The 24,355-nt window shown below is 41.7% G+C and carries 25 protein-coding genes and 2 pseudogenes; 17 read left to right on the top strand and 10 right to left on the bottom strand.

The features are described 5' to 3' along the window. Positions 1 to 191: 191 nt before the first annotated feature. From motA to map, 5 genes are all read left to right on the top strand, one after another. Positions 192 to 983 (top strand): flagellar motor stator protein MotA, encoded by a 792-nt coding sequence (gene motA / locus ACJ9PY_RS03015; RefSeq protein ID WP_411739458.1) that lies wholly within the window; start codon positions 192 to 194, stop codon positions 981 to 983. Beyond that, positions 976 to 1,731, top strand: coding sequence for a flagellar motor protein MotB (motB, locus tag ACJ9PY_RS03020; protein WP_268564041.1), 756 nt, complete (start codon positions 976 to 978; stop codon positions 1,729 to 1,731). Before motA ends, motB begins: the two co-directional genes overlap by 8 nt. A gap of 45 nt (positions 1,732 to 1,776) precedes the next feature. Next, positions 1,777 to 2,052, top strand: coding sequence for a late competence development ComFB family protein (locus ACJ9PY_RS03025; protein WP_250161120.1), 276 nt, complete (start codon positions 1,777 to 1,779; stop codon positions 2,050 to 2,052). A gap of 128 nt (positions 2,053 to 2,180) precedes the next feature. Then, positions 2,181 to 2,696, top strand: a complete 516-nt coding sequence (locus ACJ9PY_RS03030; protein WP_034305681.1) for a type 1 glutamine amidotransferase domain-containing protein — start codon at positions 2,181 to 2,183, stop codon at positions 2,694 to 2,696. 106 nt (positions 2,697 to 2,802) lie between these two features. Beyond that, positions 2,803 to 3,549: a type I methionyl aminopeptidase gene (map, locus tag ACJ9PY_RS03035; RefSeq protein WP_411739459.1), complete on the top strand. Its 747-nt coding sequence runs from the start codon at positions 2,803 to 2,805 to the stop codon at positions 3,547 to 3,549. 40 nt (positions 3,550 to 3,589) lie between these two features. Here the strand turns inward: map and ACJ9PY_RS03040 are convergent, their stop codons facing one another. The 4 genes from ACJ9PY_RS03040 to ACJ9PY_RS03055 all read right to left on the bottom strand — a co-directional run bounded on the left by ACJ9PY_RS03040 (position 3,590) and on the right by ACJ9PY_RS03055 (position 5,935). Continuing rightward, on the bottom strand, positions 3,590 to 3,832 hold the full coding sequence (locus ACJ9PY_RS03040) for a DUF2164 domain-containing protein (protein WP_034305676.1): 243 nt from the start codon (positions 3,830 to 3,832) through the stop codon (positions 3,590 to 3,592). A 12-nt stretch (positions 3,833 to 3,844) separates the two neighbouring features. Continuing rightward, on the bottom strand, positions 3,845 to 4,360 hold the full coding sequence (gene mobB, locus ACJ9PY_RS03045) for a molybdopterin-guanine dinucleotide biosynthesis protein B (protein WP_278088561.1): 516 nt from the start codon (positions 4,358 to 4,360) through the stop codon (positions 3,845 to 3,847). After that, positions 4,348 to 5,613 carry a gephyrin-like molybdotransferase Glp gene (gene glp, locus ACJ9PY_RS03050; protein ID WP_098865698.1) on the bottom strand — a complete coding sequence of 422 codons (1,266 nt, stop codon included), beginning with the start codon at positions 5,611 to 5,613 and terminating at the stop codon, positions 4,348 to 4,350. Before glp ends, mobB begins: the two co-directional genes overlap by 13 nt. Positions 5,614 to 5,710: 97 nt before the next feature. Continuing rightward, positions 5,711 to 5,935 (bottom strand): DUF1128 domain-containing protein, encoded by a 225-nt coding sequence (locus tag ACJ9PY_RS03055; protein ID WP_057278623.1) that lies wholly within the window; start codon positions 5,933 to 5,935, stop codon positions 5,711 to 5,713. Between the two features lie 231 nt (positions 5,936 to 6,166). Between ACJ9PY_RS03055 and ACJ9PY_RS03060 the strand changes: the two genes are divergently transcribed. Together ACJ9PY_RS03060 and ACJ9PY_RS03065 are read left to right on the top strand one after the other, a co-directional pair. Then, positions 6,167 to 6,559 carry a YtxH domain-containing protein gene (locus ACJ9PY_RS03060; RefSeq protein WP_098865699.1) on the top strand — a complete coding sequence of 131 codons (393 nt, stop codon included), beginning with the start codon at positions 6,167 to 6,169 and terminating at the stop codon, positions 6,557 to 6,559. 16 nt (positions 6,560 to 6,575) lie between these two features. Then, complete coding sequence (locus ACJ9PY_RS03065; protein WP_063577426.1) at positions 6,576 to 7,415, top strand: YihY/virulence factor BrkB family protein; 840 nt, start codon at positions 6,576 to 6,578, stop codon at positions 7,413 to 7,415. A gap of 230 nt (positions 7,416 to 7,645) precedes the next feature. On the opposite strand, the gene ACJ9PY_RS03070 is transcribed toward ACJ9PY_RS03065, so the two are convergent. Further along, positions 7,646 to 9,565: a heavy metal translocating P-type ATPase gene (locus tag ACJ9PY_RS03070; protein WP_145506761.1), complete on the bottom strand. Its 1,920-nt coding sequence runs from the start codon at positions 9,563 to 9,565 to the stop codon at positions 7,646 to 7,648. 331 nt (positions 9,566 to 9,896) lie between these two features. Next, positions 9,897 to 11,063, bottom strand: coding sequence for an MFS transporter (locus ACJ9PY_RS03075; protein WP_057278627.1), 1,167 nt, complete (start codon positions 11,061 to 11,063; stop codon positions 9,897 to 9,899). Positions 11,064 to 11,251: 188 nt separating this feature from the next. On the opposite strand from ACJ9PY_RS03075, the gene cax reads away from it, so the two are divergent. Together cax and ACJ9PY_RS03085 are read left to right on the top strand one after the other, a co-directional pair. Then, on the top strand, positions 11,252 to 12,310 hold the full coding sequence (gene cax / locus ACJ9PY_RS03080; protein WP_057278739.1) for a calcium/proton exchanger: 1,059 nt from the start codon (positions 11,252 to 11,254) through the stop codon (positions 12,308 to 12,310). Between the two features lie 461 nt (positions 12,311 to 12,771). Then, positions 12,772 to 13,584, top strand: coding sequence for a YfkD famly protein (locus tag ACJ9PY_RS03085; RefSeq protein ID WP_034305665.1), 813 nt, complete (start codon positions 12,772 to 12,774; stop codon positions 13,582 to 13,584). Between the two features lie 33 nt (positions 13,585 to 13,617). Here the strand turns inward: ACJ9PY_RS03085 and yfkAB are convergent, their stop codons facing one another. Further along, complete coding sequence (gene yfkAB, locus ACJ9PY_RS03090; RefSeq protein ID WP_057278629.1) at positions 13,618 to 14,745, bottom strand: radical SAM/CxCxxxxC motif protein YfkAB; 1,128 nt, start codon at positions 14,743 to 14,745, stop codon at positions 13,618 to 13,620. A gap of 150 nt (positions 14,746 to 14,895) precedes the next feature. On the opposite strand from yfkAB, the gene ACJ9PY_RS03095 reads away from it, so the two are divergent. Both ACJ9PY_RS03095 and ACJ9PY_RS03100 read left to right on the top strand, forming a co-directional pair. After that, positions 14,896 to 15,081 carry an SE1561 family protein gene (locus ACJ9PY_RS03095; RefSeq protein ID WP_034305661.1) on the top strand — a complete coding sequence of 62 codons (186 nt, stop codon included), beginning with the start codon at positions 14,896 to 14,898 and terminating at the stop codon, positions 15,079 to 15,081. A gap of 291 nt (positions 15,082 to 15,372) precedes the next feature. Further along, positions 15,373 to 16,941: a fumarate hydratase gene (locus tag ACJ9PY_RS03100; RefSeq protein WP_034305659.1), complete on the top strand. Its 1,569-nt coding sequence runs from the start codon at positions 15,373 to 15,375 to the stop codon at positions 16,939 to 16,941. Positions 16,942 to 16,990: 49 nt separating this feature from the next. On the opposite strand, the gene ACJ9PY_RS03105 is transcribed toward ACJ9PY_RS03100, so the two are convergent. Continuing rightward, the gene (locus ACJ9PY_RS03105; protein WP_164468808.1) at positions 16,991 to 17,128 is read right to left on the bottom strand and encodes a hypothetical protein; all 138 of its coding nucleotides are present in this window, start codon (positions 17,126 to 17,128) and stop codon (positions 16,991 to 16,993) included. Positions 17,129 to 17,239: 111 nt separating this feature from the next. Here ACJ9PY_RS03105 and ACJ9PY_RS03110 point away from each other — a divergent pair, with 111 nt between their 5' ends. The 5 genes from ACJ9PY_RS03110 to ACJ9PY_RS03130 all read left to right on the top strand — a co-directional run bounded on the left by ACJ9PY_RS03110 (position 17,240) and on the right by ACJ9PY_RS03130 (position 21,380). Beyond that, positions 17,240 to 17,425, top strand: coding sequence for a hypothetical protein (locus ACJ9PY_RS03110; protein WP_034306471.1), 186 nt, complete (start codon positions 17,240 to 17,242; stop codon positions 17,423 to 17,425). 135 nt (positions 17,426 to 17,560) lie between these two features. Next, on the top strand, positions 17,561 to 18,346 hold the full coding sequence (gene pdaA, locus ACJ9PY_RS03115) for a delta-lactam-biosynthetic de-N-acetylase (RefSeq protein WP_063577859.1): 786 nt from the start codon (positions 17,561 to 17,563) through the stop codon (positions 18,344 to 18,346). A 122-nt stretch (positions 18,347 to 18,468) separates the two neighbouring features. Then, the gene (locus tag ACJ9PY_RS03120; protein ID WP_106027551.1) at positions 18,469 to 19,353 is read left to right on the top strand and encodes a DNA-3-methyladenine glycosylase family protein; all 885 of its coding nucleotides are present in this window, start codon (positions 18,469 to 18,471) and stop codon (positions 19,351 to 19,353) included. Beyond that, positions 19,350 to 20,735 carry a 23S rRNA (uracil(1939)-C(5))-methyltransferase RlmD gene (gene rlmD / locus ACJ9PY_RS03125; RefSeq protein WP_411739460.1) on the top strand — a complete coding sequence of 462 codons (1,386 nt, stop codon included), beginning with the start codon at positions 19,350 to 19,352 and terminating at the stop codon, positions 20,733 to 20,735. The genes ACJ9PY_RS03120 and rlmD overlap by 4 nt, the downstream gene beginning before the upstream one ends. A 117-nt stretch (positions 20,736 to 20,852) precedes the next feature. Next, positions 20,853 to 21,380 carry a DUF1456 family protein gene (locus ACJ9PY_RS03130; RefSeq protein ID WP_034305651.1) on the top strand — a complete coding sequence of 176 codons (528 nt, stop codon included), beginning with the start codon at positions 20,853 to 20,855 and terminating at the stop codon, positions 21,378 to 21,380. A 171-nt stretch (positions 21,381 to 21,551) separates the two neighbouring features. Here ACJ9PY_RS03130 and ACJ9PY_RS03135 read toward each other — a convergent pair. Continuing rightward, a pseudogene (locus ACJ9PY_RS03135) lies at positions 21,552 to 22,452 on the bottom strand (3-hydroxyacyl-CoA dehydrogenase). 197 nt (positions 22,453 to 22,649) lie between these two features. Between ACJ9PY_RS03135 and ACJ9PY_RS03140 the strand changes: the two are divergent. Then, positions 22,650 to 23,434 (top strand): annotated as a pseudogene (locus tag ACJ9PY_RS03140) (SDR family oxidoreductase). A 516-nt stretch (positions 23,435 to 23,950) separates the two neighbouring features. Here the strand turns inward: ACJ9PY_RS03140 and ACJ9PY_RS03145 are convergent. Then, positions 23,951 to 24,082, bottom strand: coding sequence for a hypothetical protein (locus tag ACJ9PY_RS03145; RefSeq protein ID WP_255256744.1), 132 nt, complete (start codon positions 24,080 to 24,082; stop codon positions 23,951 to 23,953). Positions 24,083 to 24,355: the final 273 nt, after the last annotated feature.

The raw sequence follows: 24,355 nt of genomic DNA on the forward strand, positions 1-24,355 counted from the left end.
ACGGAACATGCTTGAGGTTCCATTCTTGAAGGAATATTTGTGCTGTTGATAAGCTCATGCAGGCAATAAGGTGGGAAGATTTTGTGATGATTTAATGAAAATTGAAACTGAATAGTAAAATAATCCTCACTTTTTTTGAACTTCATCCGATATAAGGAGGAGACGAGACTTTAAATGAATGGGTGAGTATTATGGATATAACATCAGTTTTGGGCGTAGTTCTTGGAATTGTGGCCATCTTAGTCGGAATGGTGTTGAAAGGTGTTAGTGTAACGGCGCTGATTAATCCGGCGGCTATTTTGATCATCATTGTAGGGACGATAGCTGCTGTCGTAACGGCTTTCCCTTTGTCGGAATTAAAAAGACTGCCAAAAATATTCAAGATTTTATTCTTTGAACAAAAATTGACAAAGCCGGAAGATTTAATAAAGACCTTTTCGGAATGGGCGGTCATTGCCAGGAAGGAAGGCTTATTGGCCTTGGAAAGCATTTCGGATCAGGTGAATAATGCCTTTTTGAAAAATGGCTTGAACCTTGCAGTCGAAGGTCAGAGTGCCGATTATATTCGTGATATTTTAGCAGAGGAAATAGACGCGATGGAAGAACGTCATTTAAGTGCGGCGGCGATTTTCAGTCAAGCCGGTACATACGCACCGACGCTTGGCGTATTGGGTGCCGTAATCGGGCTGATTGCTGCATTGGGGAATATGGCTGACACAGAGGCATTGGGACATGCCATATCTGCAGCGTTCGTCGCGACCTTGATGGGGATTTACACGGGGTATGTGTTATGGCATCCATTTGCCAATAAGCTAAAACGGAAATCGCAGCAGGAAGTCAGGATCAAAGAAATGATGATTGAAGGGATTTTATCGATCATCGAAGGGGAAGCGCCGAGAACGATCGAACAGAAATTAACATCATATTTGCCTGCTGGAGATCGTAAAAAGTGGTTGGAAGGCGATGTGAGAGATAATGGCTAGGCGCAAAAAGAAACAAAGGCATGAAGAGCATATTGATGAATCATGGCTGGTTCCCTATGCCGATATCTTAACATTGCTTCTTGCGCTTTTTATCGTCTTGTTCGCTTCAAGTTCGGTTGATGCAGTAAGGTTCCAGCAGTTGTCCAATGTATTTAACCAGGTTTTTACAAGCGGAACGGGTTTTATGGATTTTCCAAGTGATTCCCCCAGCAATGAGCCGACGTCACCCGAACAAAGAACAGGTGCAGAAGATCTTGAGAAGCTAGGGAAAAACGAGCAGGAAGAACTTACGGAAGTTCAGGAGCGCGTAAATGCCTATATCGAAAAAAATGATTTAACGGATAAATTGGGAACGAACCTTACGGATGAAGGTATGTTGATTTCAATTAGGGAAAACGTTCTGTTCGAATCGGGTGTGGCCGAGGTGAGGAGTGAAAACCGTAAAATGGCTAAAGAAATCTCGGGGTTACTGGTCATGGACTTACCCAGAAACATCATCGTAAGCGGACATACCGATAATATTCCTATTAAAAATTCCAAGTATGAATCCAACTGGGACCTGAGTGTGATGCGATCCGTGAATTTTATGAAACTTCTCCTCGAAAATAAGGATTTGGATCCCGAAATGTTCAGTGCTAAAGGACATGGGGAATTCAAGCCGGTTGCTTCCAATGAAACGAAAAAAGGAAGGGCGAAAAACCGGAGAGTTGAAATCCTGATTGTTCCACGGACAGTGATAAATGAGTGAAAACCTGTCAGGAATGGATGGGTTTTTCTTTTTGAAGGAGAATATATGGAAAGAGAATACACAAATGTGATGGAAGAAATCGTTGTGACATGGGTGAAGGTTTTAATGTCAGGTATAGAATACCAAACATTTTGTTCGTGCAGGAAATGTAAAAATGACATCATCACATTATCATTGAATAACCTGCCAAATTACTATGTAACTACGGAAGTAGGTCGGATTAGGATATTTGGGAATTTGAATACAGAAGAAAACAGGAAATGGATCAATAAAAGAATCATCAATGCGATACACGTTGTTGGCCAGTACCCTAAACATTGATTCGTGGTATTTTACTCATGGACAAAGGGTCAACTATTAAATTATGTGTTTTATTTATCGTGTCAGAGGGAACATAAATAAAGTGCAAAGTAGGTTCATTCGATCAAAAATTAAGGAGATGAATGATTATGGGTAAAAAAATCGCATGTGTAGTAACGAATATGTTTGAGGACTCGGAGTATAGTGAACCGGCAAAAGCATTTGAAGAAGCTGGCCATAAGGTAACGACGATTGAAATGGTGAAAGGGAAAACGGTTAAAGGGAAACAAGGGGAGGTGGAAGTCGAGATTGATGAAAGCATCGACTCGGTGAAACCGGAAAGTTTCGATGCTTTATTCATCCCCGGTGGGTTCTCGCCTGATCAACTGCGTGCTGACGAACGCTTCGTATCTTTCGCGAAATCGTTCATGGATGATAAAAAACCTGTATTTGCGATCTGTCATGGACCGCAGTTGCTGATTACGGCCAAAACACTTGAAGGACGCCACGCAACAGGGTATACATCCATTAAAGTCGATATGGAGTATGCAGGTGCCACATATTTGGACAAAGAGGTTGTGGTTTGCGGCAACCAGCTTGTAACCAGCAGGACTCCTGAAGATCTACCGGCATTTAACCGGGAATCGCTCAATCTATTGAAATAATGAAAATTCCCGGCGGCTGCCGGGATTTTTCATTTTAAAGGATTCATATACTTCAATCTTTGCAGTAAAATAAAAGGAGAGACGAATAAAAAAGGAAGTGTCACGATTGATCGTATTAAAATCTGCACGTGAAATTCAAGCGATGCATGAATCGGGTAAAATTTTGGCAGCTTGTCATAGGGAGATTGCAAAGTTGATTGTTCCTGGTGTGACAACATGGGAAATAGAAGAATTTGTTGAAGGATTCTTAAAGAAACATGGTGCGAAGCCGGAACAAAAGGGTTACAAAGGGTATGAGTATGCGACATGTGCCAGCATAAATGAAGAAATCTGTCATGGTTTCCCTCGTAAGACCCCTTTGAAAAACGGAGATATCGTAACGATTGATATGGTCGTCAATTATAATGGGGCCCTTGCTGACTCTGCTTGGACGTATACGGTCGGTAAGGTTTCAAAGGAAACCGAACATTTAGTGAATGTGACGAAGGAATCTTTATATAAGGCAATTGAAGTAAGTGTGGAAGGCAATCGGATTGGAGATATAGGTCATGCCATACAAACATATGTCGAAGCTGAAGGCTTCTCTGTCGTTCGTGATTTCATCGGACACGGGATAGGGAATGTCATTCATGAAGAGCCTCAGGTTCCGCATTATGGACTGCCGAATAAAGGTCCGCGTCTTAAGGAAGGAATGGTATTCACCATCGAGCCAATGGTAAACGTAGGTACATATAAAGCAAGCCGGAATCCGAATGGATGGACGGCATCCACAGCAGATGGGAAATACTCGGCTCAGTATGAGCATACGATTGCCATAACGAAAAACGGTCCGTTGATTCTAACCGAACAATGAACATTAAAAAACAGCATCGTTTATGATGCTGTTTTTCATTTTAATCAATGGGGCGTTCCAATGAATACAAATCCTCTTCGATATTTCCTAATCTGTCCTCCATGACTTTTTTAGCATCTTTGATCCCTTCATTGTAAATAAAGGGAGCGATATTTTCGAAAATGAACTGCAAGTGATTTTCAGCAGCAATTTCACCGATTTCCTTCCCATGTTCCTGATAAACATATTCTTGGATACTTTCGATCATTTTACGGCGTTTTTCTATGGGGAATTGAATGAACATTGTCCCACTCCTTCATATTTGTTCTAAAAACCATGTAATGAATTGATCTGAATCCAAAGGGAAGACAGGTACTGAAGCATGATTCCTGGTTCGCTCAAGACATTCGGGCCAAGCCACCGCTGCCTTGACATTGGTAAGCCGTTCCAATAACGGGAGGTCACTTTCTTCCTTGATTAAAATGACCTTGGGAAAATCCTCTTGCTTATACCCTTCAATTAAAATCACATCAGGGAGAAATAGACAAAGTAATTGAATCAGCTCAGTGATAGGGGCGCTCCCCCTGAATTTGCCGAGCAGCTCGATTGTTCCATCTCCTTCAACAAGTGAAGCGGCCGCCCCGGCAAGAAAGTGTTTATTGGAATCCTTCGTGCCTGTAACATCTGGTTTTCCGCCATGTCCATGATGTTTTAAAACGGCTGTCTCTAATTTTGATTCGCGCAGCTTTTTGATTAAATTCGTTATGAAGGTCGTTTTTCCTCTATTTTGGTAGCCAACCACCTGAAAAATAAAGGGCTTCACCAAGGCCATTTGGAACCTTCCTGATCATCGAGGAGCAGGATGTCCACGAAGTCTCCCGTTTGGAAACCACGTGTCCCCCCAGGTAAGACGGTCAGTGAATTGGCACCTGCCAAGCTTGTTGTAATATTCGATTTATCCACACCGCTTGGAATTACCTTCAACTGGCCGGATTCGTAAAATAATCGGGTGCGAAGCAGACGTGAGAATGGATTGGGTTTTAAGAAGTCCTCTGCCAATTGGGCCGTCTCTTTTCTTAAATGCGGATATTCCGAGAACAGCATGGTGCGGATGATCGGTCTTGCAAATAGTTCAAAGCCGACATAACTGGCGGATGGATTGCCGGATAAACCGAATAAAAATTTGTCATTATATACCGCTACGGTCGTCACGCTGCCGGGGCGCATGGCCACTTTGTTGAATAATACAACGGCGCCAATCTTTTGATAAATATCCGGGAGAAGGTCAAAATCACCGACAGAAACTCCTCCTGTTGTAATGAGCAGATCCACTTCCTCCAACGCAGTTGAAATGGCCTCATAGCTTAATTCGAATTCGTCCTTAAGCTTTCCATAAAAACGGACTTCCCCCCCGGCCCTCCGAATTTGGGCGGAGATGGCATGTGAGTTGCTGTTGCGGATTTTCCCAGGCTGCAACGGTTCATGAACATCAAGCAGTTCCGATCCCGTAGCGAATAATCCGACGACAGGCTTCCTGGCAACTGGCACTTCGGCATAACCGAATGTTGCCAGCAAGCCGATGATCCCTGGATTGATCGCTGTTCCTTTTTTTACAAGAACATCGCCTTTCTTTGCATCCTCGCCTTGAAAAGAAACGTTATCGCCTTCCTTAAGTGAGCGTTTAAATGATATGTACTTCTTTCCGTCCTTTTCGAATTCCTTCGTAAGTTCAAGCATGATTACGGCATCACACTCAGCTGGCATTTGGGCTCCAGTCATGATTCTTGCCACTTGATTTTTTTGAACGGGAATAGTCGATACCATACCCGCAGCCAACTCCTCCACCACTTCGAACTCGAGGGGGTTATTTATGGAACCTTCAGAAGTATCCTTGGACCTGAGGGCGAATCCATCATATGGGGAGCGGTTAAAATGCGGAACATCATTTGTAGCTACAATATCCTGAGCCAAAAAGCGGTCTTGGCTGTCCTCGAGGGGAATCAGTTCCACATGTCCTGTTAATTTATGCTTCATCACTTTTTCCACTGCTTCTGCGATGCTGATGGGCGTTCTTCTTTCTACCATGCCTACAACTCCTGTCCGTTTTCAATTTCTATATCAAATGTAGCAGAATTTTTTTGAAAATGAAAAAAATCCTCACCGGTATGGGAGGATTTGAATGTTACTTATTACGCAGTCTTCCAAGTTCTTCAGCGATCGCTTCCATTTCACGGACACTGAAATTCGTTTTTTTCATCACCATTGTATAAATATCGTGCAATTCTTCGTACATTTCAATATCAAAATGAGTTGATTTGATTGCACCGAAGTTCATTACTTTTAATTTATCCTTGATTGCCTCGATCATAAACTCGACACTTTCGGCTGTGTTTTGTCTTAAATCCATTTCCTTCATCCTTTCATACGTTCCTAAATTATTTTCATCTTTGCATGATTACCGCTGGAAGTCAATGAGTATTCGGGTGGGATATGAAGCTTGACCCCCGATAATCTTGGTGATCTTTGCGTTTTAAAGTGAGAGAGTTTGGGAAAAGATAGGAAAAAACTTTTTTAAACATTGTATAATGGAGAGAGCTACCCTTTTCCATCAACTAATATATGACGAGGAGGAGAATATATGAGCAACATTCGAGAAGAATATAAGTGTGCCAAGAAAAGTAAGTTTATGCAAGCGGTCTTTATTGGGGCGTTAGCTGGGGCGGCAATAAGCCTTTTTGACAAGCAAACGCGTTATTCTGTATTGGAAAACAGCAAAAGCTGCATGAGTAATATGAAGGAATTCGTGAAGAATCCCAATGGGGTGCTTACACAAGTAAGTGAAACATCATCCAAGGTCCGTTCCACTGTTGAAAAAATTTCCGAAGATGTATCCTTCATTTCCCAAAAGGTTGAGGAAATGAAAGATATTCCATCACAAGTTGCCCAAGTGGTGATGGAGACGAAGGAAGTTTTTACTGCAGAGGAAGAAGAGCCGTCTTCTAGAAACCACGAACGAATTTCCTTAAATTAGAAAATGGGGTGGGGGTATGGCCAATAAAAAAGAATGGCTGAAAGGCTCATTCTTCAAGACTTTGGTAAAACGGTTACAGGTCGATGATGTGTCGGGGCTTGCCGCACAGCTGTCTTATTTCTTCTTACTTTCCCTGTTTCCGTTACTTATTTTTTTATTCACTTTATTGGCCTATCTGCCATTTTCACAAGAAGATATATTAAATACCGTCCGTACATATGCACCTGACGATTCGATGAAAATTATTGAAGCAAACCTATCGGAAGTGTTGGAAGCGAATGGGACATTATTGTCGTTTGGTGTCATAGGAACGATATGGTCGGCATCGAATGGGATGAATGCAATCATTAAAGCATTTAACCATGCATATGGTGTAAAAGAAAGTCGAACTTTCTTTATTTCCCGGGGAATGTCGATTCTTCTCACTTTAGCGATGATTTTTGTTTTTATTGTCGTTTTATTGCTGCCGGTATTCGGAAAACAGATCGGAGTGTTCCTATTTGCCGAAATTGGACAATCCGATGAGTTTCTTACGATTTGGAACCAACTTCGCTGGGTGGTCAGTACGCTTGTATTTTTAATTGTGTTCACCATCCTTTATTGGATTGCGCCCAACATTAAGCTAAAGTGCATAACCGTACTGCCTGGTGCAATCTTTGCAACGGCAGGATGGAGCCTGGCTTCTTTTTTGTTTTCATTTTATGTGGAGAACTTCGCTAATTATTCCGCAACATATGGAAGTCTTGGAGGGATAATCGTATTAATGGTCTGGTTTTATTTATCGGGCCTTATCATCATACTGGGCGGGGAAATAAATGCGCTCATTAGTGAAAGGAAAAAGCCAGAATGTGCATGAGCTTCCTGGAGTTTCCGTAATAGCGGATTATCATGCTGCGGATACTATTCAAGAAATGACCACTTTTAAAGAGGAGGAGTTCTTTCATGAGTAAAAAGGATGGCGGCACAAAACAAAAAGGAAAAAATAAAGGATCGAACCATAAAACATCAGGTTCTGCAAACGGTAAGAACGGATATCATTAAATGAACATAAAAAAAGGGAGCCTTGGATGGCTCCTTTTTCATGGTTTAGTTTCTCAAAAGTCTTAAGCTATTCAGTATAACGAGGATTGTGCTTCCTTCATGGCCAATGACGCCATATGGGAGGTCCAGGAATTGAAGGAAATTGGATGCTATCAGGATCATGATGACCGAAATGGAAAAGATGACGTTTTGTTTGATGATCCGATTCATCTTCTTGGATAATTTGACTGCTTCCGCGATGCGCGGCAGGTCATTCTTCATCAGAACGACATCTGCTGTTTCCAAGGCAACATCCGTTCCTTCACCCATTGCAATTCCAACAGATGCTGTTGCCAGAGCAGGTGCATCATTGATGCCATCCCCAACCATCGCTACAGTGCCAAAATGTTCTTTAAGCTTTTTCACTTCAGTCACTTTTGTTTCTGGCAGGCATTCGGCAATATATGCATCAATATGGCTCTCCAAGGCAATCGCTTTAGCCGTTTTTTCACCATCGCCTGTCAGCATGACGGTATGGATGCCCTCATTCCTCAAAGCTTCGATGGCTGTTACGGTTTCATCACGCACGACATCTTTCAAAGTGAGTATACCGGCAATTCCGTGATCATCTTTAGCATACACGATTGTCTTACCTTGTTCAGCCAATGTCAGCGAAATGCCATTTTGGAATCGTTCTGCTTCACTGCGACCGACGAAATCAGCTTTTCCGACTTGCCAAAGCACGCCATTGATGTATGCTTGAACCCCATTACCTGAGATATCTTCCATGTTAACCGGTTTAATGATATCTCTTTGCAATTTCGTTTTGGCATAACGAACGATCGAAGTTGCCAAAGGGTGGTTCGAATAATTTTCAACAGATGCAATGTGAAATAAGAAATCTTCTTCGTTTAAATCTTCGCGGATAATGACATCCGTTACCTCTGGTTTTCCTTTTGTCAATGTACCGGTTTTATCCAAAGCAATTGCCTGCAGGTTACCTAGATTCTCAAGATGGATGCCGCCTTTAAACAAAATGCCATGACGAGCACCATTTGAAATGGCTGAAAGTGTAGCAGGCATAATAGAGGCCACAAGGGCGCAAGGAGAAGCGACAACGAGCAGGATCATCGCTCTGTAGAATGTTTCGGTCCAGCTCCACTCCAATAGGAAATGGGGTACGAACATCATCAAACCGACGACCGTCAATACCACTTTTACATAAGTTCCTTCAAACCGTTCAATGAACAGCTGGGAAGGCGACTTTTCACTTTGTGCGGATTGAACGAGAGTGATTATTTTTTGAAATAAAGTTTCACTTGCCGGTTTGGTGATTTCCACGGTAATCGTACCACGGAGATTAACCGTTCCAGCGAAAACTTCATCATCCAATGATTTACTGACTGGTATGGATTCGCCTGTAATGGCGGCTTCATCGATATTGGTACGTCCGTCCGTGATTTTTCCATCTGAAGGAACTCTTTCTCCTGGTTTCACTAAAATCAGATCCCCGACATGCAGTTGGGAAACGGACACGGTTTCTTCATATCCGTTAGTTACGCGCAGTGCTTCTTCAGGCTGTAAGTCCATAAGTGCCGAAATTTCTTTATGGCTCTTATTCATCGTGTATGTCTCAAGGGCGCCGCTTAAAGCGAAGATGAAAATCAATATGGCACCTTCCGTCCAATATCCGATGACCGCAGAACCGATGGCCGCAAAAATCATCAGCATCTCAACATTCAACTCCCGGTCGGCAATCGTATCTTCTATGCCTTCTTTTGCCTTGGCATATCCGCCAATCAAGAAAGAGGCTAAGTAAATGACGATGGAAGCGGCCTCCATTCCGTTCTTTGAAAGGGCCCAGCCCAAAACTATTAATAAACCGCTGAATAATGCAGCAATAAGTTCTAAATGAGGTTTTGCTTTTTCCAACCAAGTGGTTTTGCATGTAGCCAATTGGGTTAAATGTTTAGTATCTGTAGTCATAAGATTCCCTCCCACATTCTTCTCTATTTTGTGTAAATGATATAGATTATCATTTACTTTATATCTAATTGAGAAAGATAATCAACGTCATTTCTCTGGATAAAATATGAAAGCTGCCACCGTAATTGCGATGACAGCAATGTTTTCAAAGGTTTATTAAGGTGATGTCCCTTTTGTTAATATTATATTACCACATATCCTATTCAGAAATAAAGAAGAATGATTCTAATCTAGTAAAAAATATAAAGTATCGAATCTCCATTATACAGGCACTTTTGATAAATCCGTTCAAATTGAATAATAAAAGAAGTAGTCCAGATAATAAACTATATTACATAACTGAAGCAGGCATTTTCTCCTTAAACATGGCCAATGAAATGAAGACAAGGATAAGCATGATGCTAATCATGTAGAAAAAATTCCCGCCTTTGATATGTTCAATGACCAGGCCGCCAAAAAATGGACCGCCGATGCTGCCGAGACTAAAGAAAATACTGCATAATAAATTTCCTGCAGGTAATAGGTTTCGAGGCAAAAGATCTGCCATATAACTGATTCCCAGCGAGAAAGTCGAACCAACCATCATTCCGCCAAACATAAAGCAGATGAATAGACCAAGTACTGAATCGGAATAAATCCCTGCAAGCGTGAATATCGCAAACCCTGAAAAAAGGATCGTCAGCAAGGTCTTTCGCCGGCCAAAACGGTCACTGATCATCCCTAAGGGAATCTGGGTAAGCAGGGTCCCTGCGGAAAATGCCGGAATGATGATGGAAACTGCCGTTAAATCGATTCCGGAGCGCAGGGCGAATACAGGGAAATTGCTATTCAATGATGCCTCAAGCACGCCAAATGTGAACGGAAGTAAAAATGCGACCCAAGCTATGCGGCTTACTTTCGTAAACCTTTGGAGTGTGCCCAGGAATGATGTGCTTTCAGAATCATCCTGTTCAGGAAGTTCATTTCTAATAAGGAAAACAGCAGACCAGGCGAGAAGGCTAAGTATGGATGTGATGATGAAAGGCAAAGACTGATTAATCTCGAGAAGCTTCGTCATCAGCGGGCCTACCATGAAGCCAAGACTGAAGAAAAGTCCATAAATGGCAAGATTCCTTCCGCGCTTCTTTATTGGTGAAATGGCAGTGATCCATGTCTGGGTAGCAAAGTGAAGTGTATGATCCCCGATACCAATGAAGAAACGAAGGACAAACCAAAACCAGAATGATTTCCAAACAGGAAATAAGGCAAGCGATAGAATGACCGTTATCCCGCCAAATATGATCAATGGCTTATAGCCGTATTTGCGGAGCGGTGCTTCCATAAAAGGGGAAATCAACAGAATTCCAATATAAAGCGAGGCTGCATGAAACCCGTTCAGTGATGAGCTAATTCCGTCATTTTCAAAAATGATGGCAATGATCGGCAGAAGCATCCCTTGAGAAAACCCCGATATGCCGACAATTAAGATTAAAACGCTAAAAAGCAATTTGTTATTCATAAAATCATGTCTCCTAAGAAATGTATACCTTCTTGATGTTACATCTTAGGAAGAGGATTAAGCAATAGAAATTTGGGTAAATATTGACAAGAAGAGAGAAGATGATAAAATTTTCCTTTGTCATCGCCCGAAGATTTTGTATGATAGTTTTTGTTACATAAAAAGAACTATAGATTGTGAGGAGAAGTATCGTGAATAAAATATTTTTGGGACTTGTCCTGCTGGGCGTCCCTATATCAGTCATCGGGTCATTATTGCATTGGCCGAGTGTGATCATGTTCATCGTATATTGCTTAACAATCGTCGCGCTTGCAGGCTTCATGGGCCGGGCGACTGAAAGCTTAGCGATCGTCATGGGACCAAGGATTGGCGGTCTTTTGAATGCAACCTTTGGGAATGCGGTGGAATTGATCATATCCATCTTTTCATTAAAGGCGGGGCTTGTTGGGGTCGTGTTGGCTTCTTTGACTGGTTCGGTATTAGGGAACTTATTGTTGGTGGCAGGTCTTTCATTCTTTGTCGGAGGGACTAAATACAAACGGCAGAAGTTTAATGTATTCGATGCGAGGCATAATGCCGGTCTATTGATTTTTGCGGTTATTGTAGCCTTTGTCATACCGGAAGTATTCACACAAGACATGAGTGAATCAAGCACGATGTCGTTAAGTGTAGGAATTTCCATTATATTGATCTTATTATACCTTGCTGCTTTATTCTTTAAGTTGGTTACTCACCGCGGGGTATATCAGCATACGGAGAAACCCGAGGAACATGAAAAGGAGGTACCGGAGTGGAGCAGGAAAAAGGCAATTATAATACTTGCTGCCGCTACATTGGCCGTTGCGTACGTATCGGAAAAACTCGTCCATACGTTCAGCGAAGTGGGGGAAACCTTCGGATGGTCGGAGTTATTCATCGGTGTCATTATCGTTGCAATCGTAGGTAACGCGGCAGAGCATGCGTCCGCCGTCATGATGGCCTATAAAAACAAAATGGATGTCGCAGTGGAGATAGCCGTCGGTTCCACGCTTCAAGTAGCGATGTTCGTAGCTCCTGTACTCGTACTTATTTCGTTAATGTATCCAACGCATATGCCGCTCGTCTTCACACTGCCAGAACTGATTTCCATGGTTACAGCAGTCTTCTTGATGATCATGATTTCCAATGACGGGGAAACGAACTGGTTTGAAGGCCTTACCTTATTGGCCGCTTACTTCATTATGGGAATTGGATTTTATTTATTATAAGAATGCAGGCCTTCCGATGTGGAAGGTCTTTCTTTTAATAAAATAAAAATGACTCTGCTCAGTTTAGATTTAGCAGAGTCATTTCTATATTAGTAAATTACCATTCATAAGTTATTCCAAAATTTTTCATCATGCTTTTGTAAAAGTTGAGAAAATATTCTAGAGTGTCACACCATCCTTTTACATCAGATTTAAGTATTGGCGAATTCGTTTTCTGTCATCCTTTAAAAGGGTGTCATGGATTGTTCGATAAGCATACCTCCTGAAGGTTTAATAGGTATGAACGATTTCGCCTCCTTTTTATAATGTAAATTAAGTATAACCGATTTGAAGAGAAAAGTAAATATTCTGAACTTTACAAATTCATTACAAAGTTGAAATCTGAATGAAATGTATAGAATGTTGGCTAAAAACAAAATCTATAAACAAATGATTGAACCCCTCAAAAGGAGTGCGACAGCATGAGAAGAACTATTCTTATTACGATGATTGCCCTAATTGCCTTCATACAGGCGAATGTAAGTTTTGCAGCAGATATACCAGAAGTCAAAGCAAATCCGAATAAGGTGAATATTCCTCCTTCCGTATTGAATATTGCAAAGGAGAATACGTATCCGAACCCGACCCAGGATCTTCCGATGCTGCAGCCAAGTAATCTTGCCGAACAATTGATCGAATCGTCGGATATCAAGATTGAAAATCCAGAACTCATCCAAATGTTGAATGAATCCGCAATTGCAAAGGCCCCGCTTGCTTTTGGATACAGGGCGACCATTTACCTTGGTCATTGGGCCTTGAATTATGAGTCTTCGGAAACGGCACCAAACTGGGAATACCAAAAAATCAATACGAATTACTATGATAATCGCGGCGGTGAAGTTCCATATAAGATCCGTTATGTCCAGGAAAGTCAGAAGGCAGTGAGTGGCGGTCTGACGGCGAAAATTCCTAAGGCTGAGGATGTTCAAAAGATGATGCTGTTAAAAGCCACCGAGAAAACGAATTTGCCTTTGGCTTTTGAAACGATCATTGGAGCTGGTACGAAAAAAGATCAAGTATACAATGTTGCGTCAAATAGGATTGGTTACTTATCCAGTTTTGCTTCCGCCGTAAATGAAAAAGGCAAGGTCACATATGGGGAAGTGTATTTGAACCTAAAAGGAAATAAAAGAACCATTACGATAAAGAACATCACTTCCCAAGGCATCGGTGCATGGATACCGGTTCAGGACCATGTTTCCTTCAGTTTTACAGTCTCACAGCAACCCAGGTAAATTGAAAAACTCGCCGGATTGGCGAGTTTTTCTTCATATGGTTGACTTTCTGATCCTGAAGTCCTCTTTCGGGTAGTATGCATTTTTGACGAGTACATTCGGGCCTAGACATTTGACTGCCGGGCAGTGGCAATTCAATTCATTGGCCAGTTTCGAATTCATCCATGTTTCATAGGATTCGGTCAAGGGCTGATCTTTGATATTCCCTAATGTAGGCGCGTCCCCAAAATCGGTCACGATCACTTCCCCGGTGAAAATATTGATGTTCAACCGTGATCGTCCATCAGGATCATTTCGCACAGTCACTTTATGTGAACCATAAAGGCGTTGAAGCAGCTTAATATCCTCTATACTGTTATTGCAAGGATAAAATGGCAGGGTACCGAAAAGCATCCAAACATTTTCATCTCGGATATCAAGCAAATGATGAATCGCTTCACGCATTTTGTCCAGTGATAAAGTTTCAAGTGCCGAAGCGAAATCGCTTGGATACATCGGATGAATTTCATGCCTTTGACATCCCATTTCATCGACGATCTGCCTGTGTATATGCTCAAGATGAGGCAATGTACGTTTATTAAGCATCGTTTCCGCAGATACCAGTACACCAGCCTTTGTCAGGGCACGGGAATTTTCGATCATTTTATCAAATAATTTCTTTCGCTGTTCCCGGGATGGTTTTCGGTCCATCATGGCAAAGCCGATATCAATGAATTCATCGATCGTTCCCCAATTATGGGAAATGTGGAGAACATCCAAATAAGGAATGATTTCCTCATACCGTTCCAAGTCAAGGGTCAAATTGGAATTGATTTGTGTCCGGACCCCGCGACTACGGGCATATTTCAATAGAGGCAAAACATAATTCTTCACTTGTTTTCTTGAAAGCATCGGTTCCCCGCCAGTAATGCTGAGCGAGCGAAGCAAAGGGATCTCATCAAGGCGCTGGATCAGTAATTCCAGAGGCAGTGCATCCGGGTCCTTGGGCTGGAGTGTGTAACCGACGGCACAATGCTCACAACGCATATTGCAAAGGGTGGTGGTGGTGAACTCTACATTGGTAAGGCTGAGTTTTCCATATTGTTCAACGTCCATATATGCTTCCCAAGGATCATACTTGGGTGTAATTGGTGTTAAAAGATCTTGCTTGATTATTGACATATTTAAAACTCCTTACGTAATAATGCACTAACCCATTATGAACAATGGGGACAAAAATTGTCAAATGGCGGAGAGCTGCATTTATAGCTTGCCATTGCACTTTCAAGCAGATTTCGTTACGATGAAAGAAGAACGGAAGGAGAGTGCCTCATGGGAAAATCCATTACAGGTAAAAACGAACAATTAACATACTTAAAAGAACGCCTCACGATGTTCATGGAAGTTCTTGATCATATCGAACCGGAAAATACGGAGTTGGAAGATATAGACCGTTTAATCGGCATGATAGATGATTTGGAAGGCAAAGTGGAACAATTCAAAACCCGCGAAGACTAATATCTGTTTCGATAGTATGATTTTTTCAATGTTAATATTCATGAAGGGATGACGAGAAACTTCGTCGTCCTTTTTTGATGGAAATGTTTGGTGATGAAATTTAACATATGGGCTATTTCTGGCGCTTTACTCATTTCTCTCTAAATTGCTGTTCATTAAGAAAAATAATTACTTGTTTTCGAAAGATTATGTTAGATGTATAATAAAACGGGTGTGAATCATTCACTATTTATAGAGAAGCAGGGAAATGATTAAATCTAATCTAGGGGAAATAAGAGGGGGAAGAGAAATTTGGATATTCAAAAATTCCAAGAAAGTATGTACAGTCTTATCGTTGAAACTTCAACGAATCTTCCAAAGGATGTTCGTCGTGCGGTCAAAAGTGCAAAACAACGTGAAAATGCAGGTACTCGTTCTGCATTGAGCCTGACCACTATCACGAATAATATTACAATGGCTGACGACAATGTATCACCGATTTGCCAGGATACTGGTCTGCCGACTTTCAAAATAAAAACTCCAGTTGGCGTGAACCAACTTGAAATAAAAAAAGCAATTCGAAATGCAATCATTTTAGCGACAAAAGGCGGAAAACTTCGTCCAAACGCAGTTGATTCTTTATCGGGTGAAAATAGCGGGGATAACCTTGGGGAAGGTCTTCCTGTCATTAAATTCGATCAATGGGAAAAAGACTATATTGATGTTCGTCTCATCTTAAAAGGCGGCGGCTGTGAAAATAAAAACATCCAATACAGCCTGCCTATGGAACTTGAAGGATTGGGAAAAGCGGGCCGTGATTTGGACGGAATCCGTAAATGTATCCTTCACTCTGTCTACCAAGCACAAGGACAAGGCTGCAGTGCCGGCTTCATCGGCGTGGGTATCGGAGGGGACCGTTCATCCGGATATGATCTGGCTAAGGCTCAACTTTTCCGCAGTAATGAAGATGTGAATCCGAATGAAGATCTTCGTCAACTTGAAGATTACATCATGAAGACTGCTAATGAATTGGGCATCGGCACGATGGGCTTTGGCGGCGAAACTACACTGCTTGGATGTAAAATCGGTGTCATGCACCGTATTCCGGCAAGCTTTTTCGTATCCGTTGCTTACAACTGCTGGGCGTTCCGCCGTTTAGGAGTGAAAGTCAATCCTGAAACAGGCGAAATCAATGAGTGGTTGTATCAAGAAGGCGAGAAAATCGACTTTGCTCTGGAAGCAGAAAAAGCAGCGAAGGATGAAGTGGCAGCCGCTGCAGAATCGGACGTTGAAGCTTCCCGTGAAATCACCCTGCAAGCACCAATCACGGAAGAACAAATCCGTGAATTAAAAGTGGGTGACGTAGTTCATATTAACGGCAGAATGTATACAGGCCGTGACGCCATCCACAAGCACTTATCTGAAAATCCTGCACCAATCGACCTGGATGGACAAATCATTTATCACTGTGGACCAGTTATGCTGAAGGATGAAGAGGGCAAATGGCATGTGAAGGCCGCCGGACCAACAACAAGTATTCGTGAAGAACCATACCAAGGCGATATCATGAAGCGATTCGGCATCCGTGCAGTTATCGGTAAAGGCGGAATGGGACCAAAAACACTAGAAGCATTAAGTGAACACGGCGGCGTTTATCTAAATGCAATCGGCGGGGCTGCTCAATATTATGCAGACTGCATCAAATCCGTCGAGGGTGTGAACTTCACTGAATTTGGTATTCCAGAAGCAATGTGGCATCTGAATGTTGAAGGATTCACTGCAGTAGTTACCATGGATTCACATGGAAACAGCCTGCATAAAGACGTTCAGCAATCTTCATTGGAAAAATTGGCACAATTCAAAGAACCGGTATTTAAATAAATGTTTGTCAAAAGACGCTCACCAAAAGGTTGAGCGTCTTTTGCATATCTTACTCTTTGATTTCCGGCAGTGGATCGATCCTTGATGAATCCTCCAAATTCAATCCGCTTTTCACAAAATGAACAAACACTCCACCACTTAAACCAAGACAACCAACAAAGCCAAGAGTGATAACCCATTCCAGCATTACATTCCCCCCTTGGTACATGTATATGAAAAAAAAGGCGAAAATTACCTCAGAAAAGTACAATCTTTTGGAATGGTCGCACATACATTAGAAGAGAAAGGAGGGATTTTCATGCAGAATAACTACATCTTATTCTTTTTCGCCATGATAACTGGTTTTGCTTTCATCCAACTTCCTGTGGCAAACACGATTTTCTCCGGTCTTGAAACATTCCTTGACGTAGTCGGAATTGTAATCGTTCTCATTTTCGCTATCGCCATTATTTGGAAGGCGGCACAAGCGTTATTTAAAGGATAAACAGAACATGGAGGCCTATCCTTTTCGGAGGAAGGGCCTTTTTTTGTTTTGCGGAAGGAATTCGACCTTTACAATATCATGCATATAAATCTCCATGTTCCAAACAATAAGAAAAAAGACATGGGGGATGTTCCAATGAAAAAAATGGTGATTTTATCCGCTTTTATATGCTTGATATGCTCTTTGGCCAGTCCAGCTTTTGCAGAATCCTATAATTGGGGATTCAATAAAGGGAAAAATGGTACACCTGCCGATGCCGGAAAAAAATTCAATGAAATGCTGCCTGGATATGAAGCGATTTATAAGGGGGATACAAAGAAAAAAGTCGTTTATTTAACCTTTGATAACGGTTATGAAAATGGCTATACGGCCCAGATTTTAGATGTTCTGAAGAAACATGGTGCTCCTGGAGCTTTTTTTGTCACGGGTCATTACTTAAAAACGGCACCTGAGCTTGTTGTCCGTATGGCCAATGAGGGGCATATCGTAGGAAACCATTCATGGAACCATCCGGATATGACCAGCGTGACGGACGATGTGATCCGCACCGAACTTGAGCGGGTAAAAGAAGCAACGGAAAAATTAACGGGGCAAAAGGGAATGAACTATTTAAGGCCGCCTCGTGGCGTATTTAATGAGAGAACAATGAGGGTCGCAAAAAAAGAAGGGTATTACCACATCTTCTGGTCACTGGCATATAGGGACTGGATTGTAGATCAACAAAAGGGTGCTGCTTTTGCACATGATGAAGTGCTTAAGCAGATTCATCCCGGCGCGATTTTATTATTGCATACCGTATCGAAGGATAATGCGGAAGCATTGGACTCAATTCTGACGGATCTTGAAAAACAGGGGTACACCTTTGGTAGTCTTGATGAATTAATGATTGAGAAACAGTTGCCGAACCGAATGCTTTATTAAAGTGAGAAGCGGGTCCTGTCGTAATATTTCAGGTCCCGCTTTTATCCATTCTTCTCAATTTCAAGTAATATTTCAGGAAACATGCTATAATACGTGGAAAACTGCTAAAGGATGGATCGCTTGTGTGGACAGAAAAATTACAGGTTCAAGGACCCTATAATTTCGATCTTGTTCTCGAACGATTATCGTTAGACCCACTTCAGGTAGTTGATTTTACTAACAGGACGGTAAAAGTTCCGCTATATATAGAAAAAGAACCGATCGTTTTGCAGGTTCAGGCAATAGGAAATATCGATGAACCATCTTTTATCATCAAAGGTCAATCAGAGGTGTACAAGTCAAAAGCAATCGAACGGTTAAAAAAGGTTTTTCATTGGCATGAGCCATTGGAAGGCGTTTCCCGGCACTTCCGGGAATCCGATTTGCGGGAAATCTTCGAAGAGCACCGCGGTACTGCCATCGTCTTGGACTTCGATTACTACAGTTGCCTCGTGAAATGCATCATACATCAGCAATTGAACTTATCTTTTGCCCATACGCTCACGGAACGATTCGTTAAAACCTTCGGCTTCCAGATGGAAGGTGCCTGGTTTTATCCGACACCGGAAACAACCGCCCAACTACAAATCGAGCAATTAAGAGCCATTCAATTCAGTGGCCGGAAAGCGGAATACGTCATCGGACTTTCCGAGCAGATCATTCAGGGCCATCTCAACCTTGATATAATGGAAAAGCTATCCGATCAAGAGGTTATGGATACACTAATAAAAATACGCGGTATCGGTAGATGGACGGCTGAAAACTTCCTGCTTTTTGGACTTGGCCGGCCGAACCTATTTCCTAAAGCCGACATTGGCATTCAAAATGCCTTGAAAATATTATATGGCTTACCGCAAAAGCCAACCCAAGAAGAAATGGAGTCCTATAGTGTGAAATGGGCTCCATATCTAAGCTACGCTTCCCTCTATTTGTGGAGAAGCATTGAAAAACGGAGTGAAAAGAAATGACAAACATTCAAGATACAAAACTGGAAGTGAATCAAACCCTTCCCCTTACGATTAAACGGCTGGGAATTAACGGAGAGGGAGTCGGTTATTTCAAAAAGAAAGTCGTCTTCGTCCCAGGAGCATTACCTGGTGAGGAAATTGTAGCTTTGGTTACAAAGGTTCAGCCAAACTTCACCGAGGCGAAAATAAAAACCATCCGTAAAGAATCACCGCATCGCATTGCTGCGCCATGTCCAGTTTACGCTGAATGCGGCGGTTGTCAGTTGCAGCATTTGAGCTATGACCAGCAGCTTGTTGAAAAACGCGATATCGTCATTCAAGCGATGGAACGTCATTCAAAATTCCCAGTTTCTTCATTAAATATAAAAGAAACAATCGGCATGGAAAATCCTTGGAATTATCGCAATAAAAGTCAGTACCAAGTCGGCCAAAAAGATGGCAAGTTGATTGCAGGCCTTTATGGCATGAATTCCCATACACTGATCGATATCCCGAATTGCCTTGTACAGCATAAGGCAACGAATAAGGTAACACGTACAGTGAAAAAGATACTGAAGAACCTGAACATCTCAATTTATAACGAAAGAAAAAGAAAAGGTGTCATCCGTACTGTCATTACACGGGTAGGATTTGAAACAGGTGAAGTCCAGGTTGTCCTTGTTACGGGAGCGGAGGAAATTCCACAAAAAGATCAATTGCTAAAACAAATTCGTGACCAATTGCCAGAAGTGAAATCGGTCGTACAAAACATCAACAACCGGGACACATCACTGATCTTTGGCGAAAAAACGATTCACCTGGCAGGCGAAAAAGTCATCAACGAAACATTGGGTGACCTATCATACGAACTATCAGCCCGTACATTCTTCCAGCTTAACCCGGTTCAAACTGTTCGCTTATATGATGAAGTGAAAAAAGCAGCAGCCTTAACCGGCACGGAAAAAGTGGTTGACGCTTATTGCGGTGTTGGAACCATTGGGCTATGGCTATCTGAAAACGCCAAGGAAGTCAGAGGAATGGACGTCATCAAAGAATCCATTGAGGACGCCAAGAAAAATGCCAAAAAACATAAACGCAACAATGTATACTATGAAACAGGCAAAGCCGAGAATATCCTTCCACGCTGGACCAAAGAAGGCTGGAAACCGGACGTATTGGTCGTCGACCCGCCAAGATCCGGCTGTGACCAATCTTTACTGCAGACAATCTTGAAAGTTAAACCGAAAACCATAGTGTACGTATCATGCAACCCGTCCACATTGGCGAAAGACTTACAAGAACTGGGTTCATCATATCGAGTGGAGGCCATGCAGCCCGTGGACATGTTCCCGCAAACGAGCCATGTGGAAGTAGTAACGTCATTGAAGCTGATTAAAGAATAAGCAGAGTGATCCGGGAATCTGTAAAAGGTTCTCGGATTTTAATCTGCGTTTATTTCCAACCATTTGTGAAATAATGAAAGTACTGTGAAAATCGAGAAATACATAGGAGGGTTTTGGATGCATAATCATGATATATTAATTCGATTAAGATATGCGTTGGATATTAAAAATAAAGATATGGTTGAGATATTTAAACTTGGGGAGATCGAAGTGACAATGGAAGAAGTCATGCAGATGCTCACGAAACCAAAAGATGATTATTATGATGAATATGAAGAATATGATGATTTAGATGAAGCTGATGATGGGGTAAACTGCAATAACATGATGCTAGAGTCCTTTTTAAATGGTTTGATCATTTTTAAAAGAGGGAGACAAGAGCCAAAACCTGGTCAGCCTCAAAGTCAGGCACCGGCTGTAAAGCATAAGGAAAGTGTAAATAATATCCTTCTGAAGAAACTGAAAATAGCATTATCATTAACCAGTGAGGATATGATTGATATTTTGGAAGAAGCAGGAGTCATGATAACCAAAGGGGAATTAAGCGCTATATTAAGAAAAGTGGGTCATAGGAATTATAAAGAGTGCGGAGATCGATACGCCAGGAATTTCTTAAAAGGATTAACTTTGAGATATAGGGGATAAGGGTTCGGTACTGTTTTTATCGTGCACATCATGATATTTAGGCCTTGATTTCGTGAAAAGTACTTTTCCGATTTCAGGGTCTTTTTCTATTCGAAGACATTAGGAAGTGAGAATTCATTTAAAAACAGAAGGCACCCCCAGGACACCCTCTGCATAGTAAATACGAGTTCATTAGCCTCTTAAAAAGTCTGGTTTTGCGAAATTGGGGTTAGGATATTTATAGAAGCCTTCTCCTGCTTCTCTTCCGATTTTCCCTTTATCGATATACTCCGTTTTCAATAAGTTAGCCAGCTTTTCAACTTCTGGATCACCTGTCGCTTTCGCTTTTGCAAGTGAAATATTATAAGCGGTATTGATTCCTACCACATCTAAAATGGCGAAAGGTCCAAGAGGTGCTCCTGTTGCGACCATCCACGTTTTTATCGATGGTTTCCGTATCAGCCACTCCTTTTAATAAGAGCATTTGGGCAGCATCCAAAAGAGGAACCAATAAGGAATTCAATATATAGCCTGACTGCTCTTTATGTAAAGGCAGAGGAACCATTCCAATCGCTTTTGCAAATTCAATCACTTCCTCGAACACTTCATTATCCGTTCCAGGATGTTTCATGATTTCTGCGGTATTGTTTTTCCAGATTTCATTAGCGAAGTGTAAAGCCAGGAATTTTTTTGGGCGGCCTGTCGCTTCGGCAAATTGGCTTGGTAATAATGTAGAAGAGTTTGTAGCGAAAATTGTTTTTTCAGGAGCGACTTTTCCTAACTCTGTGTAAAAATCCGTTTTGATTTGAACCACTTCCGGAATCGCTTCAATCACAAGGTCAGCTTTGGCAACTGCCGCAGATAAATCACTGTGGAAAGAAATGCGGGCATAAGCAGCATTAAGATCTTCCTCTGTAGCTCCTATGTCTTCTTTATAGTATGGCTTCAAATTAATGATCCTATCTTTTGCACGTTCCAATGCTTCATCATTGATGTCATATACTGACACGTTGAACCCTTTGAATGCAGTTTGAAATGCGATCTGACTCCCTAAAACGCCGCTGCCGGCAATCATGATATTTTTATCATGCATGGCCATTTCTCCTTTATTTCTCTGAATATCTCTTCTTGTTAATTATGCACTTAACTTGAATATAGATGCAGGAATAAACTTGATATAGTTTTTTTCCTTTTAAAAGAAAAGAATGGATAAACACCCACACCATTTTAAATGGTTTATACCATTCGTTTATGGGAAGAAGAGACATAGAGAAGCTTGATGAATGAAAGATGGGTAAAACAATTTTCATTACTGGAGCGGGCAGCGGGCTTGGAAGAGGAGCTGCACTCGGGTTAGCAAAGCAGGGGCACCGTGTAATTGCCACAACGGAAATCACTTCCCAGAAAACGGATCTTATGAGGGAGGTGCGGGAACGGGGCTTGGATATAGAAGTCTTCAAATTGGATATTACAAATGAACGTGATCGAGCAAGAATTGATAATCATGATTTTGATTTATTTGTTGCAAATGCGGCGATCAATGAAGAGGACCGCTCGGAGAAATGCCGATGGACCGATTCAGGGCGATCTTCGAAGTGAATGTTTTCGCTACACTAGAATCCGTTCAGTTTGCTGCAAGAAAGCTGGTCAAAAAAGGAAAAGGGGAAATCGTGTTCTTAAGTTCAATGGCTGGGATCATAACGACACTATACGGCGGTCCATATGCAGCAACCAAACATGCCATCGAGGGAATGGCATTAACCTTAAAGGATGAGCTGGAGGAGTTTGGGGTGCAGGTTGCGACCATCAATCCGGGAGCATACAATACCGGTTTTAACGACAGGGCAGCTGAGGAAAAATGGAAATGGTACGATGGAGAAAAGAGTTTTACAAGAGCAGAGGATATGAAAAAGCAAGAAAAGGGATTAAAAAACCAATTCGATCCGGAAGATATGATAGAAAAGATGATCGAAATCATCCCGGCTGACCACCATAAATTCCGTACTGTTCATCCCGAGAAAACGGAAAAACAGATGAAGGAGGCCGAAAAGAAACGGTGGGACATGGAAATCTGATTTATGGGGAGCATTATTGTCATAGGATTAGTGCAGTAGAGGAGTAATTTTGTTAGTTATGCATCGATTGTGGACAAGGAAGAGAAATAGGCAAAATCCTTTTTCTTAGCCCCTTTATCCCATTCTTTTGCATGACTTTTTTGTTTTTTGGACGTGAGATTCAATTCAATATCCGAGCTGATCATCAGCTCATTTTGTATTGTTGTAATGGACTTAAGCGTCCATTAGTACAATGTAAAACAGACAAAAAAGAGGATAATTAATCCCCTTGCTGACTATGGACGAATTGGAAGAACTCGGGTTTGCCTGCGGTTTTTATCTTTAAAAACCAATCCAGTTGATTGGAGCGGGTGAACGGGACTCCTGCTTAAAAAAGCGACCCCTCAGGCGCAAAGCCCCCCGAGGAAAGCGATTGCCTGGAGAGGGAAATAAGCCCCAAAAACAGTTCATGATCAGGAATGAACCATTCTGAACTTCCTTTTGTCAACAAACTGAAAGTGGATTTCTCCCCTTGGTTTACTTGTCTTCATTTGTTTGTTCATCAGGTTTTTGGATGATTTCTTTTAATTCTCCAATGTCACCTTTTGCATTGATAATCTCAAAAATCTCATTTAGGCCTTCTGAGGTTTTTTCATCTTCCGTTTTCACTATACCCCTCCTTAATTAGGTTAATGGTTAAGGTCTCCAAAAAACCAGTAGATATAACATCGTTTGCCTTGGAAAATTGATGAAATTCTCTTCGTGTTTTCATTGATATAAACGCATTTTAGGCGGATGTTGATTGTAAGAACTACAAAAATTCAATTTTTTTTGTCCACACAATATGGACAACATTAAAATTATCCATTATTATGAGTGTTATAACACTTAGTATAAAGGGATTTGCGCTAATACTGTGTGTGTTTTTGGAGAAGACACGTG

Origin of the sequence: Peribacillus sp. S4 (genome assembly GCF_046715815.1) — a bacterium.
Taxonomy (GTDB): Bacteria; Bacillota; Bacilli; order Bacillales; family DSM-1321; genus Peribacillus; species Peribacillus frigoritolerans.

Bases quoted from the DNA above. Each gene is read 5' to 3' on its own strand.
- motA (WP_411739458.1), top strand. From the start codon at position 192: ATGGATATAACATCAGTTTTGGGCGTAGTTCTTGGAATTGTGGCCATC.
- motB (WP_268564041.1), top strand. From the start codon at position 976: ATGGCTAGGCGCAAAAAGAAACAAAGGCATGAAGAGCATATTGATGAA.
- ACJ9PY_RS03025 (WP_250161120.1), top strand. From the start codon at position 1,777: ATGGAAAGAGAATACACAAATGTGATGGAAGAAATCGTTGTGACATGG.
- ACJ9PY_RS03030 (WP_034305681.1), top strand. From the start codon at position 2,181: ATGGGTAAAAAAATCGCATGTGTAGTAACGAATATGTTTGAGGACTCG.
- ACJ9PY_RS03040 (WP_034305676.1), bottom strand. From the start codon at position 3,832: ATGTTCATTCAATTCCCCATAGAAAAACGCCGTAAAATGATCGAAAGT.
- mobB (WP_278088561.1), bottom strand. From the start codon at position 4,360: ATGGCCTTGGTGAAGCCCTTTATTTTTCAGGTGGTTGGCTACCAAAAT.
- glp (WP_098865698.1), bottom strand. From the start codon at position 5,613: ATGGTAGAAAGAAGAACGCCCATCAGCATCGCAGAAGCAGTGGAAAAA.
- ACJ9PY_RS03055 (WP_057278623.1), bottom strand. From the start codon at position 5,935: ATGGATTTAAGACAAAACACAGCCGAAAGTGTCGAGTTTATGATCGAG.
- ACJ9PY_RS03060 (WP_098865699.1), top strand. From the start codon at position 6,167: ATGAGCAACATTCGAGAAGAATATAAGTGTGCCAAGAAAAGTAAGTTT.
- ACJ9PY_RS03065 (WP_063577426.1), top strand. From the start codon at position 6,576: ATGGCCAATAAAAAAGAATGGCTGAAAGGCTCATTCTTCAAGACTTTG.
- ACJ9PY_RS03070 (WP_145506761.1), bottom strand. From the start codon at position 9,565: ATGACTACAGATACTAAACATTTAACCCAATTGGCTACATGCAAAACC.
- ACJ9PY_RS03075 (WP_057278627.1), bottom strand. From the start codon at position 11,063: ATGAATAACAAATTGCTTTTTAGCGTTTTAATCTTAATTGTCGGCATA.
- ACJ9PY_RS03085 (WP_034305665.1), top strand. From the start codon at position 12,772: ATGAGAAGAACTATTCTTATTACGATGATTGCCCTAATTGCCTTCATA.
- yfkAB (WP_057278629.1), bottom strand. From the start codon at position 14,745: ATGTCAATAATCAAGCAAGATCTTTTAACACCAATTACACCCAAGTAT.
- ACJ9PY_RS03095 (WP_034305661.1), top strand. From the start codon at position 14,896: ATGGGAAAATCCATTACAGGTAAAAACGAACAATTAACATACTTAAAA.
- ACJ9PY_RS03105 (WP_164468808.1), bottom strand. From the start codon at position 17,128: ATGCTGGAATGGGTTATCACTCTTGGCTTTGTTGGTTGTCTTGGTTTA.
- ACJ9PY_RS03110 (WP_034306471.1), top strand. From the start codon at position 17,240: ATGCAGAATAACTACATCTTATTCTTTTTCGCCATGATAACTGGTTTT.
- pdaA (WP_063577859.1), top strand. From the start codon at position 17,561: ATGAAAAAAATGGTGATTTTATCCGCTTTTATATGCTTGATATGCTCT.
- rlmD (WP_411739460.1), top strand. From the start codon at position 19,350: ATGACAAACATTCAAGATACAAAACTGGAAGTGAATCAAACCCTTCCC.
- ACJ9PY_RS03130 (WP_034305651.1), top strand. From the start codon at position 20,853: ATGCATAATCATGATATATTAATTCGATTAAGATATGCGTTGGATATT.